General features: G+C 35.2%; 11 protein-coding genes. 4 read left to right on the forward strand and 7 right to left on the reverse strand.

Annotation, left to right across the window (positions count from 1 at the left end):
• Positions 1-20: 20 nt before the first annotated feature.
• The 3 genes from FTRAC_RS18915 to FTRAC_RS18925 are packed head-to-tail and all read left to right on the forward strand — an operon-like array spanning position 21 to position 3,671.
• Complete coding sequence (locus FTRAC_RS18915; RefSeq protein ID WP_013455898.1) at positions 21-968, forward strand: NAD-dependent epimerase/dehydratase family protein; 948 nt, start codon at positions 21-23, stop codon at positions 966-968.
• Between the two features lie 8 nt (positions 969-976).
• Entirely contained in the window at positions 977-2,608 is a 1,632-nt protein-coding gene (locus FTRAC_RS18920; RefSeq protein ID WP_013455899.1) for a cytidylyltransferase domain-containing protein, read from the forward strand.
• 1 nt (position 2,609) lies between these two features.
• Positions 2,610-3,671: an N-acetylneuraminate synthase family protein gene (locus FTRAC_RS18925; RefSeq protein WP_013455900.1), complete on the forward strand. Its 1,062-nt coding sequence runs from the start codon at positions 2,610-2,612 to the stop codon at positions 3,669-3,671.
• Here FTRAC_RS18925 and FTRAC_RS18930 read toward each other — a convergent pair.
• From FTRAC_RS18930 to FTRAC_RS18945, 4 genes are all read right to left on the reverse strand, one after another.
• Entirely contained in the window at positions 3,668-4,705 is a 1,038-nt protein-coding gene (locus FTRAC_RS18930) for a polysaccharide pyruvyl transferase family protein (RefSeq protein ID WP_013455901.1), read from the reverse strand. The two genes, FTRAC_RS18925 and FTRAC_RS18930, sit on opposite strands and share 4 nt — an antisense overlap.
• Before the next feature lie 37 nt (positions 4,706-4,742).
• Positions 4,743-5,474 (reverse strand): hypothetical protein, encoded by a 732-nt coding sequence (locus FTRAC_RS18935; RefSeq protein ID WP_148230114.1) that lies wholly within the window; start codon positions 5,472-5,474, stop codon positions 4,743-4,745.
• A gap of 159 nt (positions 5,475-5,633) precedes the next feature.
• Positions 5,634-6,530, reverse strand: coding sequence for a glycosyltransferase (locus tag FTRAC_RS18940; RefSeq protein ID WP_013455903.1), 897 nt, complete (start codon positions 6,528-6,530; stop codon positions 5,634-5,636).
• Positions 6,527-8,968: a YfhO family protein gene (locus FTRAC_RS18945; RefSeq protein WP_013455904.1), complete on the reverse strand. Its 2,442-nt coding sequence runs from the start codon at positions 8,966-8,968 to the stop codon at positions 6,527-6,529. The genes FTRAC_RS18940 and FTRAC_RS18945 overlap by 4 nt, the downstream gene beginning before the upstream one ends.
• A gap of 156 nt (positions 8,969-9,124) precedes the next feature.
• On the opposite strand from FTRAC_RS18945, the gene FTRAC_RS18950 reads away from it, so the two are divergent.
• Positions 9,125-9,709 (forward strand): hypothetical protein, encoded by a 585-nt coding sequence (locus FTRAC_RS18950; protein ID WP_013455905.1) that lies wholly within the window; start codon positions 9,125-9,127, stop codon positions 9,707-9,709.
• 294 nt (positions 9,710-10,003) lie between these two features.
• Here FTRAC_RS18950 and FTRAC_RS18955 read toward each other — a convergent pair whose 3' ends face one another.
• From FTRAC_RS18955 to FTRAC_RS18965, 3 genes are all read right to left on the reverse strand, one after another.
• Positions 10,004-11,176: a PQQ-dependent sugar dehydrogenase gene (locus tag FTRAC_RS18955; RefSeq protein WP_148230115.1), complete on the reverse strand. Its 1,173-nt coding sequence runs from the start codon at positions 11,174-11,176 to the stop codon at positions 10,004-10,006.
• An 89-nt stretch (positions 11,177-11,265) separates the two neighbouring features.
• Positions 11,266-13,407 carry a methylmalonyl-CoA mutase gene (gene scpA, locus FTRAC_RS18960; protein WP_013455907.1) on the reverse strand — a complete coding sequence of 714 codons (2,142 nt, stop codon included), beginning with the start codon at positions 13,405-13,407 and terminating at the stop codon, positions 11,266-11,268.
• Positions 13,408-13,523: 116 nt separating this feature from the next.
• Positions 13,524-15,329: a methylmalonyl-CoA mutase family protein gene (locus FTRAC_RS18965; RefSeq protein WP_013455908.1), complete on the reverse strand. Its 1,806-nt coding sequence runs from the start codon at positions 15,327-15,329 to the stop codon at positions 13,524-13,526.
• Between the last annotated feature and the right edge of the window lie 153 nt (positions 15,330-15,482).

The following is a 15,482-nucleotide window of genomic DNA, read 5'->3' on the forward strand; positions in this document are numbered from 1 at the left end:
AAAATATTTGTTATTTACTGATGAATAAAAAAGTAGACTTTCAAAATAAAATCATAGTAGTAACAGGTGGTGCCGGATTTATAGGTCATCATTTAGTAAATGAGATTTTAAATTTACAGCCAAAACAGTTAATAGTAGTCGATGATTTATCCACGGGTAAAATTGAAAATCTTAATAGATTAAAAACGGAGTACTCTTTTATTCAGAAAGAGATATTAGATATAGGGTCAGATGACCTACCTCTTGAAATTGATTTTATATTTCATCTGGCTGCTTTAGTGAGTGTTCCCTTATCATTTGAGAAATCGGAACTAACTCATCAAATTAATGAGTCAGGATTTATTAGAATTTTAGAATTAGCGAAAGAAAAAAATGTTAAAAAGGTCATTTATGCTTCGTCCTCAGCTATTTATGGTGAAGTTGAAAAAATGCCAGTCACGGAAGACTTTCCCATGCAACCGCAATCACCTTATGCGGTTTCAAAACAAATGAATGAAATTCATGCTCGTTCCTATTTTGAATTTTATGGGATACAATCAATCGGATTTAGGTTTTTTAATGTGTATGGTGATGGGCAAGATCCTTCCTCACCTTATTCTGGTGTGATTTCCTTATTCACTGATAAGATGAATAGATCAATACCAATATCGATATATGGAGATGGTGAACAAATCCGAGATTTTGTCCATGTGAATGATGTGGTAAATGCTTTGATTAGAGGGGCGTTATCTGCTGTGCAAAATGATGTATTCAATGTAGGTAGTGGAAATCCCACCAGCATCAATGAATTATTTTCCATCCTTAAAGAGATATACGGATACGATAAAGACGCTAATTACCTTGAAAAAAGGAAAGGAGATATTCAAAAAAGCCTTTCATCCATTTCTAAAATCCGAAATCAATTAGGCTATGAACCTTCAATTGATTTATTTAGCGGACTGAAAAAGTTGGCAGAGGGTTTAAAATAGATAGTCGCATGGAAATATTGGTCATTATACCTGCTAGGGGAGGTTCAAAGGGGATTCCGAGGAAAAATTTACGTCCGCTAAATGGAAGGCCTTTAATTTCCTACAGCATTGCCAATGCTTTATCCTCTCATTATAAGCCTGATGTATATGTGAGTACTGATGATGAGGAAATCGCTTTTGTAGCAGAAAAATATGGTGCAAAAATTCATCATCGGGATGCTTCCTTGGCAGTTGACGCTACTACATTAGACCCAGTGATATATGATGCTTTTCAGAAAATCAGTAGTCATGAAAGTAAGGATTATGACTTAATTGTCACACTTCAACCTACTTCTCCTTTACTTTCCAGAAAGTCCCTGGATTCAGCCATTGAAGGAATGATAGGAAAACCTGAAATTGAAACGACTATTTCAGTGGTTAATGACACACATCTGACTTGGAAAGAGAATGATGAAGGGGGATATTTACCAAATTACAAAGCGAGAGTTAATCGTCAACAGTTACCACAGATATTTAAAGAAACAGGAAGTTTTTTCATAAGTAGGAGAGATGTAGTCCAGCCTCATTCCAGAATTGGTGAAAAAGTTGATTTATTTGAATTGCCAGCAAATGAAGCTATCGATATTGATAATTTCGAGGATTGGTCAGTATCAGAATATTTATTGAGAAGGAAAACGATCCTATTCTGCATTTCAGGCTATTCTGAAATTGGTCTGGGGCATGTTTACAACTGTCTATTATTAGCGAGTGAAATTCTTGATCATAAGGTTGTTTTTCTAGTTGATAAAAAAAGTGATTTGGCTTATGAGAAGATCAAATCCTACAATTACCCGGTATATATTCAGCAAGAAAATGAATCATTACTTGAGGCGATAAATGCACTTTCACCTGATGTGGTCATCAATGACCGGCTAGATACTGAACAGGCGTACGTGAAGTCTTTAAAGACCAACAATTATAAAGTCATAAATTTTGAGGATTTAGGAGCAGGTGCTCATGAAGCTGATTTGGTAATAAATGCTATTTACCCTGAAAGTATACAGCTCAATAATCACTATTTTGGTGCTCAATACTTTTGTGCAAGAGAAGAATTTTTCCTGCATCCTGAGAAGGAAATATCCCAAGAAGTTAAAAATGTATTGATTTCTTTTGGTGGAACTGATCCAAATAATCTAACACAAAAAGTACTCGATTGCATATATGAATTTTGCCAATCCAACTCTATTAAGATTGTGGTAGTATTAGGTTTGGGATATGGTCACAATTTAAATCAAGAAGATTATTCAGGAGTGGAGTTTTATCATAATGTAAAAAGCATTTCAGAATTTATGTTCTCGGCTGATATTGCATTTTCATCTGCAGGCAGAACAGTATATGAATTAGCCTTATTGGGAACTCCTTCCATAATTATGGGGCAGAATGAGAGAGAGATGACTCATTTCTTTGCAAGTAAAGAAAATGGCTTTTTACATTTAGGGCTGGGGGAAAATGTAGACAATGAATCTATTCAACAATCTTTTGTAAAATTATATGATGATCAGCATTTAAGACAGGAAATGAACCAGAAAATGTTGAAAAATAATATTAAAGAAGGTAAAAAGAACGTACTAAAATTAATTCGTGAATTAATTAATAATTGAAATGAAATTTTTAGAATTTTTAAATAGTCAGAATCCATACGATTTTAAAATCCAACAACCTTATATGATAGCCGAAGCTGGCGTAAATCATGAAGGTAGCATGGAACTGGCCAAGAGATTAATTGAGGAGGCACAAGAAGGAGGAGCTGATGCCATCAAATTCCAAACGTATAAAGCGGATACAATTGCTTCCAAAAATTCGCCTTCCTACTGGGATTTAAATCAGGAATCTACCACCAGTCAACATGCATTGTTTCAAAAGTATGATAAATTCTGGAAGGGTGAATATGAGCAGTTAAAGAAAATTTGTGACCAAGAAGGAATAGAATTTTTAAGTACTCCTTTTGATGTCACTTCGGCTACATTTTTGAATGATTTGATGCCGGCTTTTAAGGTTTCTTCATCGGATATCACCAATAAGCCTTTTATTGAATTTATGGCGGCATTTAAAAAGCCAATTATTTTATCCACTGGTGCAAGTGAATTACACGAAATTCAAGAAGCAGTTAGCTGGATAAATCCATTCGATATTCCTTTGGTCTTATTGCATTGCGTTTTGAATTATCCTACACCTGATGAAAATGCCAACCTTGGAATGATTAAAGGTTTGCAACATCATTTTCCTGATTATCTGATAGGATATTCTGATCATACTTTACCGAAAGAGATGGATACTTTGATTGCTTCTACGCTCTTGGGTGCTAGAGTTATTGAAAAGCATTTCACGCACGATAAAAGCTTGCCAGGAAATGATCATTACCATGCTATGGATAAGGAGGATTTAAAGCATTTTTATAAGAAGTTAGAGCATCAAATTACTTTGCTAGGTGATTTTGAAGTAAAGAAGCTAGCTTCTGAAAGTATTTCTGCTGAAAATGCAAGGAGAAGCTTAATTGCGACCTCTGATATTCCTAAAGGAACTGTAATCACCAAAGATCATCTCACTTGGAAAAGACCAGCCTATGGTATTAGCCCTAAGTTTATAGATCAACTTATTGGAAAGAAGACCCTTTTTGATATTAAAGAAGATGATGTTTTAAAATGGAATTTATTTGAATTTTAAAAAGGTAAGTTTTTTAAGTAATTCAAAAAGCCTTTCATTGTCTCAAAATGATTTTCGATGAGCTTAAATGTATCTTGAAATGACTTAAACTCCTCCTCTATATAGGAGAGGAGCTGTTTTTCTACTTTTTTGAGCACTTGTTTTTCATCATAATTAAAGACTGGAAGATGGAGGCTTTTCATCATGCCTAATCCTCTACCATCTTCATTAATTAATAAAGAAGGTTTTTTTCGACTTAGAAAATCAAGGTGTGCGTGAACTCTATAACCTATATGTAAATCGCAATCTTCATAAAAGGCAATTTTGCCCAAATCACTTGATACATCTCTTACTTCCATGCCCAAAACTTTAGCATAGCTGGCAATACTCGTGTAGGATAATCCCTTTCTCAATGGAGTGTTTTTTCCAGGAAAAATACCTCTGTGATAGGTAACAATAATTTTACTATCTGGAAAGAGCGATTTTACCATTCCCAGCAAAGAAATCGATTGAAATAGAAGTGATTGTTTCGCTCCAGTTGATATGACTATAGTTTTTGGGTTTTCTAATTTTTCAAATGTTTTTTCGAAAGAATCCAAATGATACCAAACTGGGCAGCCTGTCATTTTAACATTTTCAATCCCATTCTTCTTTAAGATTTCTTCTGTTAATACATCCCTGCAACTTGAAAATTCAATTGATTGATGGATTTGTTTAGCAAATTCTAAGGCAGTGGGAGTGAATTTGAAATTAAGATGTTCATGAAAAGGTTTTCCTGTCCATCCTAGTCCAAAAGGAATGATTGGTACTTTTATTTGATCAAGGATTTCGCTTAGATTATAGATGTTAGGATAGAAATCTGCGGTATAAGCAGGGCCACCACATAAAATGAGCGCTTTGGATTTATTTATTTGATCTAAATATGGAGCTATTTCTCCAAAGCGATTAATTTCCAAAATATCTTCATCTACATAGGTTTTGAGTAAGTTTTTTGCCCTATCACCTATTAAAAAATCGCCTATGTTTTTTTTCGCACCTGTAAGAATTGAAATCATGGGGTAAAGTTAAGGATTAAGTGTGAATTGGAACTTTCTATTCGGATGGGATTTCCTTAATTCTTTCGAAGGCATCAATATATGAACCTTCTGTAGCATTAATAATTTTTTGATTATGCTTTTGGGCTATTTTATTTAATGTAAAATAAGCAGAAAAGGCATAGGTGAATTTTTCCAATATCTCTGGAAGACTTCTATTTCCCTTGCCTAATTTATCCATAGGTTTTGCTTTCGCTTTGCCCTCATCATAAAAATGTTTTTGGGTTAAGAATACATTATTGGCTTCATCCACCCAAATTTCTGGTAACCAGGAATGATCTGCTCCAATTAAATAAATTTTTTCATAGCGCATTCTCATGCATAAAACTGTGGACGGTATCAATACATTGTGGGGTCTAGGCATTCCCCAGCCTTTGTAAATTGATTTTGTCAAAAGTGAATCAAAACCTTCAATAGGAGTGGTATTGAAATAATTGATGTGAATTTGAGGGTTTTGCTTCAAGATATTTTTCCAACGGCTATAGCCATTTGCACTTGCAGGAATAAATAGGTTAATATCCCATTTTGTATTTTCTCTAATGGCATTGAATAATTTCTCTCCTTTTTTAATAAATTCTGGCTCAACATCATCCATCCACATTTCAGGGGCATTTAGAATATAGTGAGTAGGCTTTAAAATGGAATAAGCTTCAGTTTCGGCAAAATGATTAACACACATCAAATCATAATTCGATTTGATTTTAGAAATGGGCTCAATTGATTTTTTCAAAGAAGGGCCATTAGCTAAAATAATGCAATTTTTGTGTATCTTTTTATTATGGATGTTTTTGAAACCGCGTCTTTTTGATATCAAAAAAATCTTAGGTAAACTAAGAGTAGAAAAGAAAATATTTTCAAGAAGTATTTGAACCTTTGATTTCATCTTTCCTTATTTTAAATACCCCTGTAAAACCCAAAATCTAAACTTCACCAGCATATTAGCCTGAGCAAATTTTCCCTGTGCAAAATAAATGAGGAAAAGTAGCAAAGTAGCTCCTGCTTTAATCACTTCACTAAATATTTTCTTAACGGTTTCTACAAATCCCGTTTTAGTAACCCTTCTTTTTTCACTGCTGCCAACACCTATTCCAAGGCCTTTAATGTATTCCATAGTCAATCTTTTCTCAGGAATGATATGATCAACCTTCACTTTTGGAACATAATGAATTGCTTCCTTTTCTCTTTTAAGTCTTAGAAATACTTCTTTTTCGTCTCCACCCTCTAATCCACTGCCTCTTCTTCCTAAATCAGTATTGAAATGGCCATATTTCTCAAATACCTCAGTTCTAAAAGCCATATTTGCACCAATTGGAAATTTACTTCCCTTAAATGTTTTTGGATTATTTCCCATATCTAGTGCGGAAACCAGGGTCAACAAATATTTAGACATCCATTTTGGATGCTTGCCTTCATAAACGGGCAATATTTTACCGCCTATCGCGCTCACCTCAGCGTGTTGATTAAAATAGGAGTGAATTTCTTTTATGAAATGGGTATCTACAAATGCGTCATCATCTATAAAGCTGAGTATTTCACCTTTTGCTTCTTTTATGCCTCTATTTCTAGCAAAAGTATGGCCTTGATTCATCTCGCAAAAATAATGAACATTCAAATCGGGATGACTTTTAATAAAATCACTCGCAATCTTTGCTGTATTATCAGTACTATTATTGTCAATGATCAATACTTCAAAATCTCTATTATCAGCTGATTGATTTGCTAAGTGCTTAAGGCAATCTGGTAAATATTCTTGCCTATTATAGGTGCAAACTATTACGGATATCACGCTTCTTCTTGTTTAGATCGTTTAGAAATAAAGGAATAAGCAATTCCTCCAATTACGACTATGATCAAGATAACAGACCCAATCCACATAATAGTATTTCCAGTGTAATAAGCAGCCGGCTTAAACTCAAATCGGATTTGGTGCTGACCTGCTGGAATCTCTAATGCTCTAAGTACATAATTTGCTTGCAAAATATCGGCTTCTCTACCATCAATATAAGCTTTCCAGCCTTTTGGGTAATAGATTTCTGAAAATAATGCCAGGCCTGTTTGAGCATTATTGGATTGATAGACCAATTCATTTGGAGCATAGCTTTTTAAATCAATATTTCCTTTTGATAAAGTTCCTTGTGTAATATCAAATCGGCTTTGATTGATAACAGCTGTTTGATTTGGATCGATTTGCCCTAAAGTTTCAATTTCCTCATCCGGATTATTTACAGCTTCAATATTTTCTACAAACCATGCATTTCCATAGCTGCTATTATTTTGAATAACTTGTCCTGCTTGATTACCAAATTTGATATACTTAGTATTTAGCATATTGAGTACTCCAAATTCACTTAAATCAGTATCTCCACTTCTTAATTTTTCAATTAGGCCGTTCATTTCTTGTTGAATATGCATACTGATTAAATCTTGATAGCGTCTCATTTTCGCACCATGATAGCCTCCAATACTAGAATGGTAATAAGAGGTTTTTGCTTCATTAAATGGATTCTGTAGGTTTAGAACTCGATAATGGTCATCATCTTGCAATATTTTTTGATCTGCCTCGGTTTTTTGGAAGAAACTTCCTTTTACGTCCTTTTGAAAATTCTCGTCATTTAAATAGCGTTTTCCTACTGGGATAAAATCAATCAATAAAGCAACTATAAATAATCCTATAGCCAGATTTTGTTTTAATTTTCCAGCTTTCCAGAAATACAAAACTCCACCTCCTAAAACAATGAAGAAAAATGAGCGGAATGCGTCAGTTCTAAACATGGAAGCTCTGTGTTCTCTTATTAACTCAACTAACCATGCTTGTTGATCACCTAATTGGGCATCTACAGCTCCTCTAAATCGCATCATAAAGGATGCAACTACCATTAAAAGGCATAGCCCTGCTGAAATTGCTAAAGCTGTTAAAAATTTCTTTTTATTTTCTCTCCAATCAGATTCGATCAATTTTTTAACCCCTAAAAATCCTAATAGAGGCATGGTTAAGAAAGGAATGGCCACTGTCATGGAAACAGATCTGAATTTATTATAGCCAGGGAAATAGTCGAACATAAAGTAATTGAAGGCTTCAAAGTTTTTCCCCCATGACAAAACTATTCCTAAAATGGAGGCTGTAATTAACCACCACTTTTCAGATCCTTTTACGAGAATAGTACCTAAAATGAATAGGAATATGACAATAGCACCCATATAGTATGGGCCGCTCGTGAATGGCTGATCACCCCAATATGTTGGTACGTTCTTTACAAATGATCTCACTTGCCCACTTCCAGCTCCTCTTTGTTTCAAGCCTTCTGCTAAATCGGAGCTCATAGAAACTTCTTCCTGACTCGCACCGCCATAAAAATTAGGGATTAAAAAAGTAAAAGGTTCCCAAATTCCATTACTCCAGGCAAAAGCGTAATCTCTATCCAGTCCTCCAGATGATTCTGTATTCGATGTTAATTCAGCTGGTCCCCTAATGGAGTATTTTCCATATTCATAGGCTGTCCATATTTTACCAATATTTGTACTGACACCTAATAAAACAGCCAAAATCAATACCCCAATTGCTTTAAAGAATTCAGGAAATGTCTTATTTCGAATAGCACTAATCAATTGGAAAAGTCCAAATACTAAAACAATCAACAGTAAATAGTAAGTCACTTGTAAGTGATTAGATCTAATTTCCAAAGCCATTGCAAGTGCAGTTAGGATAAAAGCCCAGAGGTATTGTTTTCTAAAAGCTAGAATGATTCCTCCCAAAACTGCAGGCATCCATGAGATGGCTGCTACTTTCCATATATGTCCTGCTTCAACAGATATGAGGAAAAAAGTATTTAAACCATATACTAAACCACCGCCAAGTGCGAGATAAGGATTTATTCTAAAGACTAATAGAAGAATATAAAAACTAAGCATGGCCACGAAAGTATGACTAGCGGGACTTGGCAGCCACAAGCTTACGGCCTTTTGAATGTAATAAGTTAATTCTCCAGACCACTGTACATTGATCAAATAGGCAGGCATTCCACTGAACATACTATTGGTCCAAAGAGCTTCTTCACCAGTTTCAGCTCTATAATCAACTATTTCTTGATTGGCACCCGCACCTTGCAAAATATCATTTTGATTGAGCCCTTTATTTTCCATGAAAATCGGCCAATACATAATTAGGTTGATGATGATAAATATAACTACAGCAACAATATGGGGAATAGCACTTCTAAAATTCATGTTTCTATGGTTTTTGGAAATACAATAATAGTTATTTCTTATCCCTGTGCCAAGATGAAAGTATTGAAAGCTGTAAAATTACTGTCTATTATTATTGATTTAGAAAATAAAATCTAAATAACTAAATTGTAATCATAATCTAACAACGATAACAATATGAAACCACTTTTTCTAATTCCGATTTTTATTTTTAGCCTAATGTCATGTCAAGCTCAAATTCCTGATAAGGAAGGACAAATTGCAGCTGCTGTTCAAGCCGCACCACCCGAAAAGCAGGAGGGAGCCACTGTTTATGGTTTTGATGAAGATGGCAATAAGGTTTTGTTGCGTGAAGGAACAAATGAACAAATCTGCATAGCTGACGATCCCAATAAAGAAGGTTTTAGCGTTGCCTGTTATCACAAAGATTTGCAACCATTTATGAAGAGAGGAGATGAACTAAGAGCGGAAGGCAAAAGACCGGATGCTATTTTTCAAATTAGAGAGGAAGAAGCAAAATCAGGTAAACTGAAAATGCCTGAAAATCCGACTACATTGCATGTTTTATCAGGAAAACAAGGAAAATACAATCCTGAAACCGGGAAAGTTGAAAATGCCAATTTAAGATATGTGGTTTATATTCCATTTGCCACAGCAGAATCTACAGGCCTGCCAATCAGACCTTTAGTGCCTGGAGGAGCATGGATTATGGATCCTGGAACGCACAGAGCTCATATTATGATTACACCACCGAAAGAATAGTGTGTCATTTATAAAAATCTCTAGATTTGTAAACTTGATAAAGTTTGCTCGAAGTGAGCGGGAAGGAGGACAAAAAGGCGAGGAGGGTGCTGGATTGAAGCGTGGAAGCATCTTTTTGTCTTGACTTTTTGATTCTTTTTTGTCAAGAAAAAAGAATATAGAAGAAGATTTGGAAACGAAAAGCTGAAAATTTAAAAACAGAACCTTTTTAAACGAAAAACCTCATTAGAATTCACAAAAAAAGGTTGAGCTATTCAAAACTCAACCTTTTTCAATTCTTTTAGAATAAAAATCTTAACCTTTAAAAGTCACTTTGTAAATCAAACCAGCTAAATCATCAGAGATTAGCATTTCACCTCTATCATTTAAAATAACATCCACTGGCCTTCCCCAAGCATCTTGTTCGTCCTGATTTAACCAACCATCAATAAATGTGTCATAAGAAGGCTCTCCATCAGTTGTATTGCTCACCATTTGTATTCTATAGCCAATCTTTTCCGAACGATTCCAACTTCCATGCTCAGCTATAAATATTTGGTTTTTATACTTTGCTGGGAATAAATCAGCAGTATAGAATTTGATACCTAAAGGTGCCACATGGGGACCAAGGTTTCTATAAGGCTTTTTAAATTCCTCACAATCTCTCTTATCACCAAATTCAGGGTCTTGAATAGTTCCACCGTGGCAAAAAGGATATCCAAAATGCTGCCCTTTTTCAGTAGCTACATTTAATTCACAAGGAGGAATATTATCCCCCATCATATCTCTTCCGTTATCAGTGAAGAATAAATCCTGAGTTTCTGGGTGCCATGTAAAGCCCACAGTATTTCTTACACCATGAGCATAGACTTCGATGCCAGTTCCATCAGGATTTATGCGAGTGATACTTGCATAAATTGGTTTGTCAGGATTATTGCAAATATTGCAAGGTGCACCAACGGGTACATATAATTTTCCATCAGGGCCAAAAGCAATATATTTCCATCCATGGTGTTTATCGGTTGGGTATTGGTCAAAAATTACCTCATACTCTGGGTTCTCTAAATTATTTTCAATATCAGCAAATTTTAGGATTCGATTTACTTCTGCCACATATAAGTCACCATCTTTAAAAGCTACTCCATTTGGCATATTTAAGCCTTCCGCTAAAATATAATTTTTATCAGCGGTACCATCTCCATCAGTATCTTGAACAGCATACACTTTATCTTCACTTCTGTTACCAACAAATAAAGTCCCGTTTTCAGATAAAGCCATTGAGCGAGCATTTTCAACCTCCGCATAAACAGAAATTTCAAATCCTTCAGGAAGGTTTAAAGTTGAAAGCAAACTGTCTCTAGCAATTTTAGTTGAATCAGAAGTTTGATTTTTTGCTGCTGTTTCAGTTTTCTTTTCCTCTGTACTACCTCCACATGCAATGATTATTGCTGTAGCGATAGTGGGAAATATTAGTTTTAGGTGTTTCATATATTTAGTTTTAGTAATCTTTTTAGTTTTCATAGAAATAGCGTTATTCTAAATCATCAACTTGTAATGTAATCGTTTGTTGAAGATATTTAACCAACCTCTTCATCCTCTCTCATCAATTTCTCCAAAATCTGTGTGGCTGCTTTAGCTATATTGGTTCCAGGACCAAATACAGCACTTACCCCAGCTTCATATAAGAAATCATAATCTTTAGGTGGAATTACGCCACCTGCAATTACCATAATATCTTCTCTGCCAATCCTTTTTAATTCATTGATTAATTTCGGAATCAGCATTTTATGTCCGGCAGCTAAACTTGATGCGCCAACAATATGGACATCATTTTCCGCTGCCTGCATAGCAGATTCTTCAGGGGTTTGGAATAGTGGTCCGATGTCCACATCAAATCCTAAATCCGCAAAACTGGTGGCAATTACTTTGGCGCCTCTGTCGTGACCATCCTGACCCATTTTGGCAATGAGGATTCTAGGTCTTCTGCCTTCCAATTCTGCAAAATCATTAGTCAGTTTTTGTGCTTTTTTAAAGTCATCGCTATTGCCTGCTTCGCCTGAATAAACTCCCTGAATGGAGCGAATAGTGGCTTTATGTCTTCCAAATGATTTTTCCATAGCATCTGAGATTTCACCTAAAGTAGCTCTTTTCCGAGCAGCTTCCACTGCAAATTCTAGTAAATTACCTTTTCCTGATTTAGCGCATTCTGATAAATTATCTAAGGCAGTTTGTACTTCGGAATCATTTCTATCAGCTTTCAACTTTTCAAGTCGCTTAACTTGTGATTTTAGAACTGCGGTATTATCAACCTCACGTAATTCGATATCACTTTCTTCATCAGTTCTATACCGGTTAATACCGACTATTACTTCCCTTCCTGAATCGATTCCAGCTTGTTTTCTGGCAGAAGCTTCTTCAATCCTCATTTTAGGTAGTCCTGATTCAATGGCTTTGGTCATACCGCCCAATTCTTCCACTTCCTCAATCAATTTCCAAGCTTTTTTTACTAGCTGGTCTGTCAAAAACTCTACATAATAAGAACCTCCCCAAGGATCCACAGTCTTGGTGATTTGTGTTTCATTCTGTAGGAATAATTGTGTGTTTCGTGCTATTCGAGCCGAGAAATCTGTTGGTAGGGCAATGGCTTCATCCAATGCGTTAGTATGTAAAGATTGCGTATGTCCAAGGACTGCTGCTTTTGCTTCAATATAAGTTCTGGCCACATTGTTATAAGGGTCTTGCTCAGTTAAGCTATAGCCCGAAGTTTGGCTATGTGTTCTTAATGCTAAAGATTTTGGGTTTTCTGGGTTGAATTGTTTGACAATCTTAGCCCAAAGCAATCTTCCGGCTCTCATTTTAGCAATTTCCATAAAATGATTCATTCCGATTGCCCAGAAAAAGGATAGGCGAGGAGCAAACTTATCAATGGTCAAGCCTGATTTTAATCCAGCTCTAATGTATTCCAATCCATCTGCCAAGGTATAAGCTAATTCCAAATCTGCTGTGGCACCTGCTTCATGCATGTGATAACCACTGATACTAATGGAATTAAATTTTGGCATGTTTTTACTAGTGTATTCGAAAATATCAGAGATAATGCGGACAGATGGGGCAGGAGGGTAGATATAAGTATTCCTCACCATAAACTCCTTCAAAATATCATTTTGAATGGTGCCTGATAATTGTTCAGGTTTCACTCCTTGTTCTTCTGCTGCTACTATATAAAATGCCATGATAGGAATTACAGCGCCATTCATAGTCATAGAAACAGACATTTTATCCAGTGGAATTTGGTCGAATAGCACTTTCATGTCTAAAATGCTATCAATAGCTACACCTGCTTTCCCAACATCTCCTTCAACTCTTGGATGGTCTGAATCATAGCCTCTATGTGTGGCTAAATCAAAAGCAACTGAAAGCCCTTTTTGACCTGCTGCCAAATTCTTTCTGTAAAATGCATTGGACTCCTCAGCCGTGGAAAAACCTGCATATTGGCGAATAGTCCAAGGTCTTTGCACATACATGGTGCTGTATGGACCTCTTAAATAAGGAGCTTTTCCTGCAATAAACCCAATATGTTCAGCGCCTTCAATAGAGGAAGCGTCAATTACAGGAGGAACTACAATGCTTTCAGCTGTTTTCCACTCTGATCTTGAATGTGCTTTACTTTCGGTTTTATCTAAATTTATATTCTTTATTTTTGAAAAATCAGGTTTCATGTGTATTAGTTTATTTCAAAGGTCAAAACTTGTCCCGTATTCATCGGGATGGAATTCGCTACAAATTTTATCCATCATAACTTAATAAACTAAGATGGATAAAATTTATGCTCATTTCATAGTAATTCTATTCCTAAGTCTTTTAATAATCGGTCTAAAAATCTTTTGGTATCCACTTTTCTGTTGATACACCCATATAAGCCAGCTTTTTGCAATTCCGCTTCATTCGGTTCTTGTCCGGCTATCAATAGAATTCCTTTATGTTTAGCAATGTACTTTTCTAAATTTTCAGGAGTTTCGGCATAACATAAAACAGTTATGGCTGCATTCTTATCTAGTTTAATATTCTCCTCTAACTTATCTGTAAATTCTTCAGAGGAGATACCAATTCCAGCTATTCCTAAAAAGCTGTAAGCAAAATCTGATTTAGCTTTGCTGACAGGATCAGTTCCTAATAAAATGATTTGAGCCAGTGGTCTGGCTTCTTCGCCTTTTTCCTCTACCAATTTCTCCACTCTATATCGCATATGCTCAATAGTGGCGGTCAATCTTTTAGATTCTAAGCTTTTTCCACTTTCTTCTGTATCCAAGTAAGCACTGATTTTTTCACCTATCAATTGATAAGTATTGGCGCCTATCATTAATTCTTTTCTAGCCCATAAATTTTGTTCGGCTTTGCCGGCATCGGTATCGATTATTTGATGAACATTTCCGTTTTCGTAATGATGATTATAAGAGCCATCTTCTTCGAATTCCGTAAATATCCTCCATGCGGAAGTTGAGATCTCATTAATTGTATTTTCAATATAGTAGCTACCTTTGGTGGGGTCAACTACTTTATCTAAATGAGATTCCTCTTTTAGTATATTGGAAACATTTAAAGCAATTCTTTGAAAGGTTTTACTTGTTAGCTTACCAGCAGCTTCATCATGTGGCTGTACCCATAAACTATTGCATCCACCTAAAACAGCAGCCATGGCTTCATTGGTATTACGCAATAGGTTTACATTGAAATCAAGGGCTGATTTAGTTCTGATGCTTGTATTGCAATGAATAAATAGATCGTCTGGATTAGTCTTGCTGTCGTAAGCTTCTGCAATTTTCAACAGATTGAATTTTAGTGCTTTTAGCTTAGCAATTTCAAAAAAGAAATGGCTTCCTACTGCAACTGAAAAAACCGTGGATTTCAGAATTTGGTTAAGCTCCAGTTTTAAATCTGTTAATTTATCAAAAAACTCAACAGCTTTTGAAAGCAATAAAGCTGATTCATGGGTGATATTGGCACCTGAATTATGAAATAGATTGCTACTGATACATAAAGGTTTGAAATCAGGATAATCATCTGCATGTCGGATTAATTCAGCTATACTTTCAAAATCATGATCATTTATCCCAATAATGCCTGCATCCCTACATTCAATTATATCACAATGATAAAAGCCGCTTATTTTATGACTATCAATACCGTGGGCACTAATGAAATTTAAATATTGGGATATTAAAGAATAGAAAGGTTCGCTGGATTCAAATGAAATCATGCAGTATTCAGGCTGAATATCATTTAATAGTGTCTCCAGATTTATATCTGCTTTATCAATTACAAAAATGATTCCTTCAGCACCACCGTTTAAAGCTTCCAAAGCAGATTGGTTAGCTCCTTTTTCACTATCCACAACCACTTTGGCTTGGTTTGCCCAATAGCGAGGAGGTAAAGCCTCATTCATCTTTTGTATTGGGTTTTGGATATTCATTTCTGAATGCTCAGCAGTATCTTTATGGTAAAAAGGCTTAATCGAAATTCCTTCAGGCGTTTTGCTTATCAGGTTTTCAAAAGGCTTGTCCTTTAATTCCTTTATGATTTGATTCTTCCAATCTATGGCAGAACTTTTTTCAAAATCGTTAAATAATTTAGTTTCGCTCATTTCCAATTTTGTCGTTTCAATGCTTAAAGTTAACACTTTTCCAGCTATCCTTAAATGTTATATTTATAAAAGGTAAAAGCATGATAATACTCAGTTATTTTGATTAATTTTAAAGACTTGATTGGGAAGATGTTAAATAAATAAATGTAATTT

The sequence above is a fragment of the Marivirga tractuosa DSM 4126 genome, from assembly GCF_000183425.1.
Lineage (GTDB): Bacteria > Bacteroidota > Bacteroidia > Cytophagales > Cyclobacteriaceae > Marivirga > Marivirga tractuosa.